Source organism: Stutzerimonas frequens (assembly GCF_024448335.1).
GTDB classification, from domain to species: domain Bacteria; phylum Pseudomonadota; class Gammaproteobacteria; order Pseudomonadales; family Pseudomonadaceae; genus Stutzerimonas; species Stutzerimonas frequens.
The window spans coordinates 83,645-99,177 of record NZ_JAMOHM010000005.1; the positions used below are offsets into that span (position 1 = coordinate 83,645).

15 protein-coding genes are annotated in these 15,533 nt (G+C 65.8%); 13 read left to right on the forward strand and 2 right to left on the reverse strand.

The window, feature by feature from the left end; translation table 11 throughout:
• The first annotated feature begins 51 nt into the window (after positions 1 to 51).
• From NAO55_RS09120 to lnt, 10 genes are all read left to right on the forward strand, one after another.
• Positions 52 to 846 carry a hydroxymethylpyrimidine/phosphomethylpyrimidine kinase gene (locus tag NAO55_RS09120; protein ID WP_102838747.1) on the forward strand — a complete coding sequence of 265 codons (795 nt, stop codon included), beginning with the start codon at positions 52 to 54 and terminating at the stop codon, positions 844 to 846.
• A gap of 14 nt (positions 847 to 860) precedes the next feature.
• Complete coding sequence (gene thiE / locus NAO55_RS09125) at positions 861 to 1,502, forward strand: thiamine phosphate synthase (RefSeq protein ID WP_102838748.1); 642 nt, start codon at positions 861 to 863, stop codon at positions 1,500 to 1,502.
• Between the two features lie 52 nt (positions 1,503 to 1,554).
• Positions 1,555 to 2,838 carry a glutamate-1-semialdehyde 2,1-aminomutase gene (hemL, locus tag NAO55_RS09130; protein WP_102838749.1) on the forward strand — a complete coding sequence of 428 codons (1,284 nt, stop codon included), beginning with the start codon at positions 1,555 to 1,557 and terminating at the stop codon, positions 2,836 to 2,838.
• Between the two features lie 8 nt (positions 2,839 to 2,846).
• Positions 2,847 to 3,458, forward strand: a complete 612-nt coding sequence (locus tag NAO55_RS09135) for a hypothetical protein (protein WP_102838750.1) — start codon at positions 2,847 to 2,849, stop codon at positions 3,456 to 3,458.
• Positions 3,459 to 3,575: 117 nt separating this feature from the next.
• Positions 3,576 to 4,112: a tetratricopeptide repeat protein gene (locus NAO55_RS09140; RefSeq protein WP_063540866.1), complete on the forward strand. Its 537-nt coding sequence runs from the start codon at positions 3,576 to 3,578 to the stop codon at positions 4,110 to 4,112.
• 98 nt (positions 4,113 to 4,210) lie between these two features.
• The gene (gene miaB / locus NAO55_RS09145) at positions 4,211 to 5,524 is read left to right on the forward strand and encodes a tRNA (N6-isopentenyl adenosine(37)-C2)-methylthiotransferase MiaB (RefSeq protein WP_063540865.1); all 1,314 of its coding nucleotides are present in this window, start codon (positions 4,211 to 4,213) and stop codon (positions 5,522 to 5,524) included.
• A gap of 119 nt (positions 5,525 to 5,643) precedes the next feature.
• The gene (locus tag NAO55_RS09150; protein WP_102838751.1) at positions 5,644 to 6,651 is read left to right on the forward strand and encodes a PhoH family protein; all 1,008 of its coding nucleotides are present in this window, start codon (positions 5,644 to 5,646) and stop codon (positions 6,649 to 6,651) included.
• Positions 6,644 to 7,126: an rRNA maturation RNase YbeY gene (gene ybeY / locus NAO55_RS09155; RefSeq protein ID WP_102838752.1), complete on the forward strand. Its 483-nt coding sequence runs from the start codon at positions 6,644 to 6,646 to the stop codon at positions 7,124 to 7,126. The genes NAO55_RS09150 and ybeY overlap by 8 nt, the downstream gene beginning before the upstream one ends.
• A gap of 10 nt (positions 7,127 to 7,136) precedes the next feature.
• Positions 7,137 to 7,979, forward strand: a complete 843-nt coding sequence (locus NAO55_RS09160) for a CorC family transporter (RefSeq protein WP_063540862.1) — start codon at positions 7,137 to 7,139, stop codon at positions 7,977 to 7,979.
• A gap of 102 nt (positions 7,980 to 8,081) precedes the next feature.
• A complete protein-coding gene (gene lnt, locus NAO55_RS09165; protein WP_102838753.1) occupies positions 8,082 to 9,593 on the forward strand; it encodes an apolipoprotein N-acyltransferase in 1,512 nt (503 codons plus the stop codon).
• A gap of 36 nt (positions 9,594 to 9,629) precedes the next feature.
• Here the strand turns inward: lnt and NAO55_RS09170 are convergent, their stop codons facing one another.
• Together NAO55_RS09170 and NAO55_RS09175 are read right to left on the reverse strand one after the other, a co-directional pair.
• Positions 9,630 to 10,403: a YdcF family protein gene (locus NAO55_RS09170; protein ID WP_102838754.1), complete on the reverse strand. Its 774-nt coding sequence runs from the start codon at positions 10,401 to 10,403 to the stop codon at positions 9,630 to 9,632.
• Positions 10,404 to 10,468: 65 nt separating this feature from the next.
• The gene (locus NAO55_RS09175; protein WP_125867077.1) at positions 10,469 to 10,912 is read right to left on the reverse strand and encodes a hypothetical protein; all 444 of its coding nucleotides are present in this window, start codon (positions 10,910 to 10,912) and stop codon (positions 10,469 to 10,471) included.
• Between the two features lie 262 nt (positions 10,913 to 11,174).
• Here NAO55_RS09175 and leuS point away from each other — a divergent pair, with 262 nt between their 5' ends.
• Genes leuS through holA form a run of 3 tightly spaced genes read left to right on the forward strand, consistent with a single transcriptional unit; the run spans position 11,175 to position 15,499 of the window.
• Entirely contained in the window at positions 11,175 to 13,781 is a 2,607-nt protein-coding gene (gene leuS, locus NAO55_RS09180) for a leucine--tRNA ligase (protein ID WP_102838755.1), read from the forward strand.
• Between the two features lie 43 nt (positions 13,782 to 13,824).
• Positions 13,825 to 14,430, forward strand: coding sequence for an LPS-assembly lipoprotein LptE (locus NAO55_RS09185; RefSeq protein WP_102838756.1), 606 nt, complete (start codon positions 13,825 to 13,827; stop codon positions 14,428 to 14,430).
• A 37-nt stretch (positions 14,431 to 14,467) separates the two neighbouring features.
• The gene (holA, locus tag NAO55_RS09190) at positions 14,468 to 15,499 is read left to right on the forward strand and encodes a DNA polymerase III subunit delta (protein ID WP_102838757.1); all 1,032 of its coding nucleotides are present in this window, start codon (positions 14,468 to 14,470) and stop codon (positions 15,497 to 15,499) included.
• Positions 15,500 to 15,533 lie beyond the last annotated feature (34 nt).

The window sequence follows — 15,533 nt, forward strand, 5'->3', positions numbered from 1 at the left end:
CCTGCAACTGCCGCGTCCCGCCGCCCCTGTTTGGTGATAAGCTCGCACGCCATGAAAAACTTCACTTCCCGTCCCGTCGTCCTCTGTCTGTCCGGCCACGATCCCAGTGGCGGCGCCGGCCTGCAGGCTGACATCGAAGCCCTGCTGGCGCAGGCCTGCCACGCCGCGCCGACCGTCACCGCGCTCACCGTGCAGGACACCGTCAACGTCACCGACTTCCGCGTGCTCGACCGCGAATGGGTACTCGCCCAGGCCAACGCGGTGATCGCTGACCTGCCCATCGCCGCCGTCAAGCTGGGCATGCTCGGCTCGGTGGAGATGGTCGAGACGGTGCTCGAGATCATGACCAAGTTGCCCGGTGTGCCGCTGATCTGCGACCCGGTGCTGCGCGCTGGCGGCGGCGGTGCACTGGGCAAGGACGATGTCGGCTACGCCATGCGCGAGCGGCTGTTCCCAGCATCCACAATCGCCACGCCGAACCTGCCGGAAGCGCGCATCCTGGCCGAACTGCCGGAGGGCAGTGCCGACGAGTGCGCCGAACGCCTGCTGCCGCATATCCGTCACCTGCTGATCACCGGCGGTCACGGCGATGAAAGCGAAGTGCACAACCGTCTGTATTGCCGCGACGGCAGCCGTCACGACTTCACTTGCGCGCGCCTGCCGGGCAGCTATCACGGCTCCGGCTGCACCCTGGCCAGCGCCTTGGCCGGCCGTCTGGCACTGGGCGAGGAACTGACCAGCGCGGTCCGCTCGGCACTCGACTACACCTGGCGCACGCTGCGCGATGCCGAGGCCCCCGGGCACGGCCAGTACGTGCCGCGCCGCCTGCCCCTGGACCTGGCCTGACTGGAGAGCAGCGCATGAAGGAAGCGTCCCGCCTGCGCGGCCTGTACGCCATTACCGACAGCACATTGCTGGCCGATGGTCGCCTGCTGCCCTATGTCGAAGCCGCACTGAAGGGCGGCGCCCGTCTGCTGCAGTACCGCGACAAGACCGGCGACGAAGCGCGGCGGCTGCGCGAGGCCGATGCGCTGCAGGAACTCTGCGCCCGCCACGGCGCACAGCTGATCATCAACGACGATGCCGAACTGGCTGCGCGCCTGGGCGTCGGCCTGCACCTGGGCCAGGAAGATGGTTCGCTGGCCGCCGCGCGGGCCCTGCTCGGGCGTCAGGCGATCATCGGCGCCACCTGCCATGCGCAACTGCCGCTGGCCGAGCAGGCCGCTCGCGAGGGTGCCAGCTACGTTGCCTTCGGCCGTTTCTTCCAGTCCCACACCAAACCCGGCGCACCGGCAGCCAATCAAGACCTGCTGCGTGAAGCTCGCGCCCGTATCGGCCTGCCCATCGTCGCTATCGGTGGCATCACGCTGGAGACCGCGCCGTCACTGATCGCTGCCGGCGTGCACATGATCGCCGTGATCCACGCCCTGTTCGCCGCCGACAGTGCCGCCGAGGTCGAGCGCCGCGCCCAGGCCTTCAGCCAACAGTTCAACACGCCCTGATTCCGCCACGGCGGGCCGCTAACGCCGTCCGCCCCTGTTTTGCGAGGCCCGCATGTCCCGTTCCGAAATCCTCTTCGCCAGCGCCCAGACCCACATCCCCGGCGGCGTCAACTCGCCGGTTCGTGCGTTCCGCAGCGTAGGCGGCACCCCGCTGTTCCTCAAGCACGCCGAAGGCGCCTATGTCATCGATGAGGACGACAAGCGCTACGTCGACTACGTCGGCTCCTGGGGCCCGATGATCCTCGGCCACAGCCACCCGCAGGTGCTCAATGCCGTACGCCGCCAGCTCGAGCACGGGCTTTCCTACGGCGCGCCGACCGCCATGGAAACCGAGATGGCCGAACTGGTCTGCCGCCTGGTGCCGTCCATGGAGATGGTGCGCATGGTCAGCTCTGGCACCGAAGCGACCATGAGTGCGATCCGCCTGGCCCGCGGCTACACCGGGCGCGACGCCATCATCAAGTTCGAAGGCTGCTACCACGGCCACTCCGACAGCCTGCTGGTGAAAGCCGGTTCTGGCGCCCTGACCCAGGGCGTACCCAGCTCAGCGGGCGTGCCGGCGGACTTCGCCAAGCACACCCTGACGCTGGCCTACAACGACCTCGCCGAAGTCGAAGCCACGCTGAAGGAAAAGGGCGAGCAGGTCGCCTGCATCATCGTCGAGCCGGTGGCCGGCAACATGAACTGCGTGCCGCCGGCGCCGGGCTTCCTCGAAGGCCTGCGCCGCCTGTGCGACGCGCACGGCGTGGTGCTGATCTTCGACGAGGTGATGACCGGCTTCCGCGTCGCCCTCGGCGGCGCCCAGGCCTACTACGGCGTGACGCCGGACCTGTCGACCTTCGGCAAGATCATCGGCGGGGGCATGCCGGTCGGCTGCTTCGGCGGCAAGCGCGCCATCATGGAACGCATCGCCCCGCTCGGCCCGGTCTACCAGGCTGGCACGCTATCGGGCAACCCACTGGCCATGGCCGCCGGCCTGACCACCCTCGAGCTGATCAGCCGCCCCGGCTTCCATGATGCCCTGAGCGCCTATACCAGCCGCATGCTGCAGGGTCTGCAGGATCGCGCCGATGCCGCCGGCATCCCCTTCGTCACCACTCAGGTCGGCGGCATGTTCGGCTTGTATTTCAGCGGCGCCGACGACATCGTGACCTTTGCCGACGTCATGGCCAGCGACGCCGATCGCTTCAAGCGCTTCTTCCACCTGATGCTCGAGGGCGGTGTGTACCTGGCGCCGAGCGCGTTCGAGGCCGGTTTCACCTCCATCGCCCACGGCGATAAGGAGCTGGCCGTCACCCTCGACGCCGCCGAGCGCGCCTTCGCCAAGCTCAAGTGAATACGCCGATGGAACTGCTGCAGGCCCTGCTACTGACAGTTGCCGCGGCCACCAGCGCGATCCTTGTCGGTCGCGCCCGGCGCCGTTACGGCGAAGCGGATCAACCGGCGCTGTTCAGCGCGATGCTCGCCTTCATCCTTGCCGCGGCCAGCGGGGCGACCGGCCTCGCCGGCGGAATGGCCGAGGCCCAGCAGTGGCTGGAACGCGCCAGCCTGCTACTCGGTTTGCCCCTGCTCGCCCTGGCCGCACTGACCCTGGCGCGACGCTGGGCCTGGAGCCGTCCGAACTGGGGCCGCGTGGTGCTGGGCCTGTGCGTGTTCTTCGAACTGGCACGACAGCTCGGCTGGAGCGAGCCCTATGCGCTCGGCCTGCTGCTCGCCAGCGCGTTGCTGGTGATCTATGCCGCCGTGCTGCAATGGCCGGACCGTCTGCCGAGTGGCGCCGGTATCGCGGCAGGCGTGCTGTTGCTGCTCATGCTGCCGTTGCCTGGCAGCATGGCGATCGGCAACCCGTTCGCCGGGGCACAGCCGTTGCTGCTGGCGATCGCCAGTCCGCTGCTGGCAGTCCTGCTGCTGCGGTTGCCGGGCAGCGCGCGCGAGCAACAGCCAACGGCCGCATAAAAAGCCGATGGCAGGCCGTTAAAGGCTTTGTAAGCAGACAGCAGCTTATCCATAATGTGACGGCTGGCTCGTTCCAGCCTTTCATTATCGCCCTGCTCCTCGAGGCGCCAGATTTTCATGATCCGCACCGGCCGCATCCTGTCTTTGGGCTGTCTGCTGCTTCTCTCGCCTCTCACGGCTTTGGCTGGCGGGAACACCCTGCTGATCCCGGCGACCGCCCGTTGTGCCCTCGATACGCTGCCCGAGGAACTGCCTGAAGCGCTGCGCAGCTGCCAGCAGGCAGCCAGCGATGGCGACGTGCAGGCCGCCTACGAGCTGGGCGAATTCCACTACGACGGCAAACGTGCGCCACGCGATCTGGCCAAGGCGCTGTACTGGTTCGAACAGGCATCGCTGCGCGGCCATGCGGCGGCGCAGCACCGCCTCGGCGTGATGTTCTTCCGCGGCGAAGGCGTCAAGGCCAACAATGTGCAGGCCTATATTGTGCTGAAGATGGCCGCGGTCAACGGCGAAGACGAAGCGCTGGATACCGCCGACCGCGTCTCCGCGCAGATGCGCCGGGATGAGCTGGAGATTGCCAGCCAGGTGCTCGGCCAGATCTTCCGCGACTACCTGATGCAGTTGCAGGCCGCCGACGCCCCACAGATCCCCTGAGAAACCGGTGCACCCCTGCGGCATCCGTCCGCGCTTTCCCCTGCCCGGCCATGGGCATATAATCGCCGGTCATTTTTTGCACAACGCCGGCCCGTAACATGACCCGCAAGCTTTTCATCGAAACCCACGGCTGCCAGATGAACGAGTACGACAGCTCGCGCATGGTGGATCTGCTGGGCGAACACCAGGCCATGGAGATCACCGAGAATCCGGCAGAAGCCGACGTGATTCTTCTCAATACCTGCTCGATCCGCGAAAAGGCCCAGGAAAAGGTCTTTTCGCAGCTGGGCCGCTGGCGCGAACTGAAACAGGACAATCCGCAACTGGTTATCGGCGTCGGTGGCTGCGTCGCCAGCCAGGAAGGCGCGGCGATCCGCGACCGCGCGCCTTACGTCGATGTGGTCTTCGGCCCGCAGACGCTGCACCGCCTGCCGGAAATGATCGACGCCGCGCGCACAACCAAGACGCCGCAGGTGGACATTTCCTTCCCCGAGATCGAGAAATTCGACCGCCTGCCCGAACCCCGCGTCGACGGCCCCAGCGCCTTCGTCTCGGTCATGGAAGGCTGCAGCAAGTACTGCACCTTCTGCGTGGTGCCCTACACCCGCGGCGAGGAAGTCAGCCGGCCGCTGGCCGATGTGCTGGCGGAAATCGTGCACCTGGCCGAGAACGGCGTGAAGGAAGTCACCCTGCTGGGGCAGAACGTCAACGGCTATCGCCACGACGGCCACGACTTCGCCGACCTGCTGCACGCGGTAGCGGCGATCGAAGGTATCGGTCGCATCCGTTACACCACCAGCCACCCGCTGGAGTTCTCCGACGCTATCATTCAGGCCCATGCGGACATCCCGCAGCTGGTGAAATACCTGCACCTTCCGGTGCAGGCCGGCTCCGACCGAATCCTTGCGGCGATGAAGCGCAACCACACCGCGCTCGAGTACAAGTCGCGCATCCGTCGGCTCAAGGCCGCCGTGCCGGATATCCTGATCAGCTCGGATTTCATCGTTGGCTTCCCCGGCGAGACCGATAAGGACTTCGAGCAGACCATGAAGCTGATCGAGGACGTCGGCTTCGACTTCTCCTACTCCTTCGTCTACAGCGCACGCCCCGGCACCCCGGCAGCGGACCTCGCCGACGACACGCCGGAGGAGGTCAAGAAGCAGCGTCTGGCCATCCTGCAGCAGCGCATCAATCAGCAGGGTTTCGAGAACAGCCGACGAATGGTCGGCACCACCCAGCGCATCCTCGTCAGCGACTATTCGAAGAAGGACCCGGGCATGCTGCAGGGCCGTACCGAGCACAATCGCATCGTCAATTTCCGCTGCGACAACCCGCGACTGATCGGCCAGTTCGTCGACGTACATATCGATGACGCGCTGCCACACTCGCTGCGTGGCACCTTGCTAGCTTGAGAAGCCGGAATGCGGCCCCCATGTGAGTGCATCGGGGCCGCGACTGCGCTTTTCGCTTCGCGCCCGCAGCGCTATTCTTCTTTCATCATTTCGCCGATATCGGCCACATATAAAAGCCCTTGAACGCACCCATAGAACCGCATCGTTTCACCCTCGAACCCTTTGAAGCCCGTCGCTTCGCCAATCTCTGCGGCCAGTTCGACGAGCATCTGCGTCTGATCGAACAACGCCTGGAGCTGGAAATCCGCAACCGCGGCAATCAGTTCGAACTGGTCGGCCCGAGTAACGTGGCCAAATCCGCCGAGAATCTCCTGCGCCGCCTGTACCGCGAGACCAAGACCACCGAGCTGTCCCCGGACATGGTGCACCTGTACCTGCAGGAATCCGGCATGGAAGAACTGGCCAACCCGAACGCCCACCAGGGCGTGGCGCTGCGCACCAAGAAGGGCATGATCCGCCCGCGCGGTGCCAACCAGCAGCGCTATGTAAAGGCCATTCTCGACAACGACATCAACTTCGGTGTTGGCCCGGCCGGTACCGGCAAGACCTACCTGGCGGTGGCCTGCGCGGTGGACGCACTGGAACGCGAGCAGGTGCGCCGCATCCTCTTGGTGCGTCCGGCGGTGGAAGCCGGAGAGAAGCTCGGCTTCCTGCCCGGTGACCTGGCGCAGAAGATCGACCCCTATCTGCGCCCACTCTATGACGCGCTCTACGAAATGCTTGGCTTCGAGCACGTGGCGCGACTGATCGAGAAACAGGTGATCGAGATCGCCCCGCTGGCCTACATGCGCGGGCGCACGCTGAACAACAGCTTCATCATCCTCGATGAAAGCCAGAACACCACTCAGGAACAGATGAAGATGTTCCTGACCCGGATCGGCTTCGGCTCCACCGCCGTGATCACCGGCGACATCACCCAGGTCGACCTGCCGCGTGGCACCAAGAGCGGCCTGGCGCACGTCATCGAGGTGCTCAAGGACGTCAACGGCATCAGCTTCACCCACTTCAAGCCCAAGGACGTGGTGCGCCACCCGCTGGTGCAGCGCATCGTCGAGGCGTACGAGTCGTTCGAGGATCGTCAGTCGCCGGCCAGCAAGCGCGCCGCGCAGGACGCCGCCGATGATTGAGCTTGACCTGCAATGCGCCAGCGATGGCGCCACGCCCGCTGCGGCAGACCTGCAGCGCTGGTGCGAACTGGCGTTGCGCCAGCGCAGCGGCGATTCCGAACTGACCATTCGCCTGGTCGACGAAGCCGAAGGCCGCGAGCTGAACCGCACCTGGCGGCAGAAGGACTACGCCACCAACGTGCTGTCGTTCCCCGCCGACGTGCCGGACGAATTTCTCGACATTCCGCTGCTCGGCGACCTGGTGATCTGCGTGCCGGTGGTCGAGCGCGAGGCGGCGGAACAGGGCAAGGCCCTCGAGGCGCACTGGGCACACCTGGTCATCCACGGCTGCCTGCACCTGCTCGGCTACGATCACATCGAGGATGCCGAAGCCGAGGAAATGGAAGCGCTGGAGCGCCAGCTGCTGGCTGAACTGGGGCATCCCGACCCCTATGCTGAAGATTCGCCCGAAACGGGCATTTGCAAGGACTCTTGAGTCAAACGACATGAGCGAAGATCGATCGATCAGCGGGCAGAAGACCTGGCTGGAAAGAATCACCCAGGCTTTTGCCCATGAACCCAAGAATCGCCAGGAGCTGCTGGAGATCCTGCGCGAAGCCCACCAGAACAAGCTGCTCGACAACGAGGCGCTGGCCATCGTCGAAGGCGCCATCCAGGTCGCCGACCTGCAGGTACGCGACATCATGGTGCCGCGCTCGCAGGTGATCAGCATCAAGGCCGACCAGTCGCCACGCGAATTTCTGCCCGCCATCATCGCCGCCGCGCATTCGCGCTACCCGGTGGTCGGCGAGAGCCTCGACGAGGTGATCGGCGTGCTGCTGGCCAAGGATCTGCTGCCGCTGATTCTCAAGGATGAGCATCACAACTTCGACATCAAGGACCTGCTGCGCCCGGCCACCTTCGTGCCCGAATCCAAGCGTCTCAATGTGCTGCTGCGCGAGTTCCGCGCCAACCACAATCACATGGCCATCGTCATCGACGAGTACGGCGGCGTGGCCGGCCTGGTGACCATTGAGGACGTGCTCGAGCAGATCGTCGGCGACATCGAGGACGAGCACGACGTCGAGGAAGACAGCTATATTCGCCCGCTGCCCAGTGGCGACTTCCTGGTCAAGGCGCTGACACCGATCGACAGCTTCAATGAGTACTTCGGCAGCGCCTTCCCCGACGATGAGTTCGATACTGTCGCCGGCCTGGTGATGAGCACCTTCGGCCATCTGCCCAAGCGCAACGAGGTGACCGAGATCGACGGCTTCCGCGTTCGCGTATTGAACGCCGACAGCCGCCGCGTGCACATGCTGCGCCTGAGTCGCCTGGAAAGCGCATGACCTGCGACTTGCCGCCCGCCTACGGGCGGCGAGCCGCCGGCAGCTTGCCCGATCGCGACGTTGCCCGTAGCCTGCGCCGCAATCCCCGCGCAAGGAAACCCCATGCACTGGTTCACCCGCCCCGGCTGGCCGGGCAATCTGCTGGCCCTGCTGGCCGGCACGCTGACCACCCTCTCCCTGGCGCCCTTCGACATCTGGCCACTGGCCCTGTTGTCGGTCGCGCTGCTCTACCTCGGCCTGCGCGAAACCGGGCCAAAGCAGGCGGCGCAACGCGGCTGGTGCTACGGCTTTGGCCTGTTCGCCTCGGGCGTCAGCTGGGTCTATGTCAGCATCCATGATTTCGGTGCGGCCTCGCCGCCACTGGCCGGCCTGCTCACGCTCGGCTTCGTCGCCGGCCTGGCGCTGTTCTTCGCCCTGCTCGGCTGGCTTTGGGTGCGGCTGCTGCGCAATCGCCATTCCGCGCTCGGTGACGCGCTGGCCTTCGCCGCGCTCTGGCTGGCCTTCGACGCCCTGCGTGGCTGGCTGCTCACCGGCTTTCCCTGGCTCTATATCGGCTATAGCCAGCTCGACGGCCCGCTATCCGGGCTGGCGCCGGTGGGTGGCGTCTGGCTGCTGAGCTTCGCCATCGCCCTGAGCGCCACCCTACTGGTCGCGCTGCCGCGACTGCGTGCCGACAAGCCGCGCCTGCTGGCTGGCGTCCTGTTGCTGATCGCCCCCTGGCTGACCGGCCTGGCGCTCAAGGATCACGCCTGGACCCAAGACAAGGGCGAGCCCTTGAGCGTGGTTGCGGTACAAGGCAACGTCGAGCAGAGCATGAAGTGGGACCCGAAGAAGCTCGAGATGCAGCTGCTGCTGTATCGCGACATGACCTTTCGCAGCCGTCCGGCGGACCTGATCGTCTGGCCGGAAACCGCCGTGCCTATCCTCAAGGAACACGCCGAAGGCTACCTGACAATGATGGCGGGCTTCGCCAAGCAGCGCGGATCAGCGCTGATCACCGGTGTGCCGGTGCGGCAGCCCAACGCAGAGGGTGAGCTGCGCTACTACAACGGCCTGACCACCGCTGGCGAGGGTGCCGGTACCTACCTCAAGCAGAAGCTGGTGCCGTTCGGCGAGTATGTGCCGCTGCAGGAACTGTTGCGCGGGCTGATCGCCTTCTTCGACCTGCCGATGTCCGATTTCGCCCGCGGCGAACCCGGCCAGCCGCTGCTACAGGCCAGAGGCCTGCAGATCGCGCCCTACATCTGCTATGAGGTGGTCTATCCGGAGTTCGCCGCGGGCCTCGCGGCGCAAAGCGACCTGCTACTGACGGTGAGCAACGACGCCTGGTTCGGCCGCTCCATCGGCCCACTGCAGCACCTGCAGATGGCGCAGATGCGCGCCCTGGAGGCCGGACGCTGGATGATCCGCGCAACCAACAACGGCATCACCGTGCTGATCGACCCCTATGGGCGCATCACCGAGCAGGTTCCGCAGTTCGAACAGGCTGTGCTGTATGGCGAGGTCACGCCGATGCAGGGCCTGACGCCCTACCTGCGCTGGCGCTCCTGGCCGCTGATCGCGGCATGCGCGTTGCTGCTCGGCTGCGCGCTGGTCAGACGCAAGTCCGCATAGGGGCACCCTAAGCCCCTACGAATGAAAGCGTTCCGCTCAATCGTTCGCCGAGCGATAAACCAGCGGGTACACCGCCATGCCGACGATTTCATTGAGCAGCATGCCGTTCTGCCAGTAAGCCTTGGCCTCCGGCAGCCAGCCGTTCAAAGGGCGGCCGTTGGGCACGCCCATGAAGCCCACTGGCGCGGCAATCACTTCGATGCCGTTCTGCTCGAAGCACCAACGCGAACGAGGCATGTGCGCGGCCGAGGTGACCAGCACCACCCGCTCGATGCCAGCCGAGCGCAGCAGCTCGGCACTGAGCACGGCGTTCTCCCAGGTCGTACGGCTGCGCTCCTCCAGCCAGCGGGTGGCGACGCCTAGATCGCGCTGCAACACCTCGGCGCCAAGCATAGCTTCGCTGGGCGGCTGGCCATAGTGCAGGCCCCCGCTGGTGAGAATCGGCAGGCCAGATGCCTTGGCGACGCGCGCGGCATAGCGCAGGCGCTCCAGCGCTACGTAACCGGGCTGATCGCCGCCCCAGGCCGGATCGTTCTGCTCCCGGCCCGCGCCCAGCACCACAATGGCCCCGGCTTGCCCGCTCAGTTGCGACCAGCGTGCCTCCACCAGTGCCGGCTCGCGCTCCACCGCGCGCGCCGTCCATTCGACGACGATCGGCAGGCTCATCAGCCAGAGCCCACCGAAGCCGGTGACGAAACACAGCGCCGCCAGCCTCGGCGCGCGTCGGCGCAGCCACCAGCCCAGCAGCAACAGGAGCAGCAGCCCCCCCGGCGGCAACAGCAGTTGCTTGAAGAAATAACGAATGGGCATCCCAGCTCTCCGGCAAAGGTCGACACTCTAGCGGCTGTCGGCAGATTTGTCGGCGCAGGGGGCGCTCAGTGGCGCGGGTAAGTCTGCAGGCGTTGCCGTGCACGTAGCAGCTGCGAGCCGCAGGCCGGACATGTCGCAGGCCCGGCACCTTCCGGCCAGGTCACCTTGGTATTGCAAAGCGCGCAACTGAGGCTCTGCTGCAGGTGCAGCGGCGCATGCCTGAGGCGTGCGCCATGGCGCTGCCGCCCGCCACCACGCACGGCTGGCCGCATCGCCTGGCGCGTGAGATGAGCCTGTTCCTCGGCAGCCGCATGCCAGCCGGAAAGCCATTGGGAATCACGTTGCAGATAGGCGCGAATCAACTCGAATTCCGCCGGCGTCAACCCGCCGACCTCCAGTTCGCCAGCGGCACCTGATTCGCCACGCTCTGCCTCCTGCAGCGCCGAACTCAAGCGCTGCAGCACCCGCGCATACAGACTGCTGTCCTCTGATTGCGACTCTCTTTCCATTGGACATACCTCGCGTTTGTCCCGCCCCTGGATCAAGCGTAGCTCAGCCTGGCTCGCTCAAGCCGGACGCGACGGACGGAACCCTCGGCGCTGACGGCAAATCGGGTTTCCCTAGGCTGCGGGGGGTCATGTATGCTACGGCGCTTCCATGCCTCCGTCCGCCACCCGCCGGGTCGCGTTTGCACAAGGTCGTTCCGACCTGCCAGCCGAGCCTGCGCCAGCGCATTCGCGGAGAGCCAGCCCCTATCCAACGCCAGTAGCCATGCACGAACAGTATCAGCCCCGCGAGATCGAAGCCGCCGCGCAATCCCACTGGGATTCGCAGAAATCCTTTGAAGTGAGCGAACAGCCCGGCAAGGACACCTTCTATTGCCTGTCGATGTTCCCCTACCCCAGCGGCAAGCTGCACATGGGCCACGTGCGCAACTACACCATTGGCGACGTGATCGCCCGCTACCAGCGCATGCAGGGCAAGAACGTCCTGCAGCCCATGGGCTGGGACGCCTTCGGCATGCCGGCCGAGAACGCCGCGATGAAAAATCAGGTGGCGCCGGCGAAGTGGACTTACGAGAACATCGCCTACATGAAGGCCCAGCTGAAAAGCCTGGGCCTGGCGGTCGACTGGACCCGTGAAGTCACCACCTGCAAGCCCGACTATTACCGTTGGGAGCAGTGGCTGTTCACCCGCCTGTACGAAAAGGGCGTGATCTATCGCAAGAACGGCACCGTGAACTGGGACCCGGTGGACCAGACCGTGCTGGCCAACGAGCAGGTCATCGACGGCCGCGGCTGGCGTTCGGGCGCGCTGATCGAGAAGCGCGAAATCCCGATGTACTACTTCAAGATCACCGCCTACGCGGACGAGCTGCTGGAAAGCCTGGACGAACTGGACGGCTGGCCGGAGCAGGTCAAGACCATGCAGCGCAACTGGATCGGCAAGTCGCGCGGCATGGAGATCAGCTTCCCCTACGATGTCGCCAGCATCGGCAGCGAAGGCGTGATGAAGGTCTTCACCACCCGCCCCGATACGCTGATGGGTGCGACCTACGTGGCCGTTGCAGCGGAACATCCGCTGGCCACTCTCGCCGCGCAGAACAACCCCGAGCTGCAAGCCTTCATCGACGAGTGCAAGCGCGGGGGTGTCGCCGAGGCCGACATCGCCACCCAGGAGAAGAAAGGCCTGGCCACCTCCCTGCGCGTGCAGCATCCGCTGACCGGGGAGCTGCTGCCGGTATGGGTCGCCAACTACGTGCTGATGAACTACGGCGAGGGCGCAGTCATGGCCGTGCCGGCGCATGACGAGCGCGACTTCGAATTCGCCAGCAAGTACGGCCTGCCGATCAAGCCGGTGGTACGCACCAGTGCCGGCGACGAGACACCCGCCCCCTGGCAGGACGCCTACGGCGAGCACGGCCAGCTGATCAACTCCGGCATCTATGACGGCCTGGATTTCGAAGGCGCCTTCGACGCCATCGAAGTGGCGCTGCAGAAGAAAGGGCTCGGCCAGGCGCGCACCCAGTTCCGCCTGCGCGACTGGGGCATCAGCCGCCAGCGCTACTGGGGCTGCCCGATCCCGATCATCCATTGCGACAGCTGTGGCGACGTGCCGGTGCCGGAAGACCAGCTGCCGGTGGTGTTGCCCGAAGACGTGGTGCCGGATGGCGCCGGCTCGCCGCTGGCCAGGATGCCCGAGTTCTACGAATGCACCTGCCCGAAATGCGGCGCCCCGGCCAAGCGCGAAACCGACACCATGGACACCTTCGTCGAGTCGTCCTGGTACTTCGCCCGCTACGCCAGCCCGAACTACGACCAGGGCATGGTCGACCCGCAAGCGGCCAACCACTGGCTGCCGGTGGACCAGTATATCGGCGGCATCGAACACGCCATCCTGCACCTGCTGTACGCGCGCTTCTTCCACAAGCTGATGCGCGACGAAGGGCTGGTGTCATCGAATGAGCCGTTCAAGAATCTGCTGACCCAGGGCATGGTGGTCGCCGAGACCTACTACCGCACCCTGGAAAACGGCGGCAAAGACTGGTTCAACCCGGCCGACGTCGAGGTCGAGCGCGACGCCAAGGCCAAGGTCATCGGTGCCAGGCTGAAGACCGACGGGCAGCCGGTGGAAATCGGCGGCACCGAGAAGATGTCCAAGTCGAAGAACAACGGCGTCGACCCGCAGGCGATGATCGATGCCTACGGCGCCGACACCTGCCGCCTGTTCATGATGTTCGCCTCGCCGCCGGACATGAGCCTGGAATGGTCCGACTCCGGCGTCGAGGGCGCCAGCCGCTTCCTGCGCCGCGTCTGGCGTCTGGCCCATGCGCATGTCAGCGCCGGGCTGCCGGGTACGCTCGATCTGGCCGCGCTGAACGACGAGCAGAAGGCCGTGCGCCGCGCGATTCACCTGGCGATCAAGCAGGCCAGCACTGATGTCGGCCAGCACCACAAGTTCAACACCGCCATTGCCCAGGTGATGACGCTGATGAACGTGCTGGAGAAGGCGCCGACCGCCAGCGAGCAGGACCGTGCCCTGCTGCAGGAAGGCCTGGAAACGGTCGCCCTGCTGCTGGCCCCGATCACCCCGCACATCTCTCACGAACTCTGGCAGCAGCTGGGCAAGAGCGGCGCGATCATCGATGCGCAATGGCCGAAGGTCGACGAATCCGCCCTCGTGCAGGACAGCCTGACCCTGGTGGTTCAGGTCAACGGCAAGCTGCGTGGCCAGATCGAAGTACCGGCCAGCGCCAGCCGCGAAGAGGTGGAGACCGCCGCGCGCGGCAACGAGAACGTGCTGCGCTTCACCGAAGGCCTGACCATCCGCAAGGTCATCGTGGTGCCGGGCAAGCTGGTCAACATCGTCGCTAACTGATTCGGTCCCGGCGCCTGCGCCGGGCCTGCAAGGGGATAACAAGATGAACAAACGGAATCTGGTGGTGCTGGGTCTGACATTGCTGCTGAGCGCCTGCGGTTTCCAGCTGCGCGGCACCGGTGATGTGGAGTTCGGCCTCAAGGAGATCGATCTGCAGGCCCGCAACAGCTATGGCGAGACGGTCCAGCAGCTCGAAGCGCTGCTCGAAAGCAACGACGTGCGGGTTTACCCGGGCGCCAAGTACAGCCTCAACCTCGCCCGCGAGCAGACCCGCCAGCGCACCGCCAGCTACACCAGCTCGGCACGCAGCGCCGAGTACGAGCTGACCAGCACACTTGATTACGAATTCCGTGGCCCGCGGAACCTGCTGCTGCTCGAAGACAGCATCGAGGTGCAGAAGGTCTACGTGCACGACAGCAACAACCTGATCGGCTCGTCCCAGGAAGGCGACCAGCTGCGCCAGGAAATGCGTCGCGAGCTGCTTCAGCAGCTCGTTCTGCGCATCCAACGCATCACCCCGGCACAGCTCGACCGCCTGCAGCAGGAGGCCGAAGCCAAGGCCCGTGCCGAAGCGGAGGCCGTCGAAGCCGCCCGCCGCGCCCAGGATGCGCAACCGCAGCAGTCGCCCATCCAGCTACCCGTCCGCTGAGTCTGCACGGGGGCCTCGCGCCCCCGTTTCCGCACCCATGAAGCTCTCTCCCGCTCAACTCGGCAAGCATCTGCAAGGCACCCTTGCGCCCGTCTACGTGGTCTGCGGTGACGAGCACCTGTTGTGTCAGGAAGCCTGCGATGCGATTCGCGCGGCAACCCGCGCGCAGGGTTTCAGTGAGCGTCAGGTCTTCCACGTCGAGACCGGCTTCGACTGGGGCCAGCTCATCGAGGCCGGCGCCAGCCTGTCGCTGTTCGCGGAGAAACGTCTGATCGAACTGCGCATTCCCAATGGCAAGCCGGGGGACAAGGGCGCTGCGGCGTTGCTGGACTACCTGGCGCGCCCGGCCGAAGACACGGTGCTGTTGATCAGCCTGCCCAAGCTTGATGGCAGCACGCAGAAGACAAAGTGGGCCAAGGCGCTGATCGACGGCAAGGACGTGCAGTTTCTGCAGATCTGGCCGGTAGACGCCGCGCAGCTACCGCAATGGATCCGCCAGCGGCTGGCCCAGGCCGGCCTGTCCGCCGATCAGGAAGCCGTCGAGCTGATCGCGGCACGGGTCGAGGGTAATCTGCTCGCCGCCGCGCAGGAGATCGAAAAGCTGAAACTGCTGGCCGACGCCGGCCAGATCAGTGCCGACACTGTGCAAGCAGCCGTCGCCGACAGCGCCCGCTACGACGTCTTCGGTCTGATCGACGCGGCACTCCACGGCCAGGCCGCCCACGCGCTGCACATGCTCGAAGGCCTGCGTGGCGAGGGCGTGGAAGCGCCGGTGGTCCTCTGGGCCTTGGCGCGCGAGCTGCGCCTACTGGCCAACATCGCCCAGCAGTACGGCCAGGGCGTTCCGCTCGAGCGCGCCTTCAGCCAGGCACGTCCGCCGGTCTGGGACAAACGACGCCCGCTGGTCTCCAAGGCACTGCAACGGCACGACGCCGCCGGCTGGAGCCGCTTGCTGATGGCTGCACAGCGCATCGACGAGCAGATCAAAGGCCAGGCCGACGGCGACCCCTGGATCGGGTTGGCCAATATCTGCCTACAGCTGAGCGGCCGCCGGCTGGGCGCAAGCTGACAACGCCAGTTTGCTGGACATTTTTTGTACAACC

Coding starts and splice junctions, on each gene's coding strand:
- ybeY (WP_102838752.1), top strand. CDS start 6,644: ATGATTGAGCTTGACCTGCAATGCGCCAGCGATGGCGCCACGCCCGCT.
- NAO55_RS09170 (WP_102838754.1), bottom strand. CDS start 10,403: ATGCCCATTCGTTATTTCTTCAAGCAACTGCTGTTGCCGCCGGGGGGG.
- NAO55_RS09160 (WP_063540862.1), top strand. CDS start 7,137: ATGAGCGAAGATCGATCGATCAGCGGGCAGAAGACCTGGCTGGAAAGA.
- thiE (WP_102838748.1), top strand. CDS start 861: ATGAAGGAAGCGTCCCGCCTGCGCGGCCTGTACGCCATTACCGACAGC.
- lnt (WP_102838753.1), top strand. CDS start 8,082: ATGCACTGGTTCACCCGCCCCGGCTGGCCGGGCAATCTGCTGGCCCTG.
- NAO55_RS09185 (WP_102838756.1), top strand. CDS start 13,825: ATGAACAAACGGAATCTGGTGGTGCTGGGTCTGACATTGCTGCTGAGC.
- hemL (WP_102838749.1), top strand. CDS start 1,555: ATGTCCCGTTCCGAAATCCTCTTCGCCAGCGCCCAGACCCACATCCCC.
- holA (WP_102838757.1), top strand. CDS start 14,468: ATGAAGCTCTCTCCCGCTCAACTCGGCAAGCATCTGCAAGGCACCCTT.
- NAO55_RS09175 (WP_125867077.1), bottom strand. CDS start 10,912: ATGGAAAGAGAGTCGCAATCAGAGGACAGCAGTCTGTATGCGCGGGTG.
- leuS (WP_102838755.1), top strand. CDS start 11,175: ATGCACGAACAGTATCAGCCCCGCGAGATCGAAGCCGCCGCGCAATCC.
- miaB (WP_063540865.1), top strand. CDS start 4,211: ATGACCCGCAAGCTTTTCATCGAAACCCACGGCTGCCAGATGAACGAG.
- NAO55_RS09120 (WP_102838747.1), top strand. CDS start 52: ATGAAAAACTTCACTTCCCGTCCCGTCGTCCTCTGTCTGTCCGGCCAC.
- NAO55_RS09135 (WP_102838750.1), top strand. CDS start 2,847: ATGGAACTGCTGCAGGCCCTGCTACTGACAGTTGCCGCGGCCACCAGC.
- NAO55_RS09140 (WP_063540866.1), top strand. CDS start 3,576: ATGATCCGCACCGGCCGCATCCTGTCTTTGGGCTGTCTGCTGCTTCTC.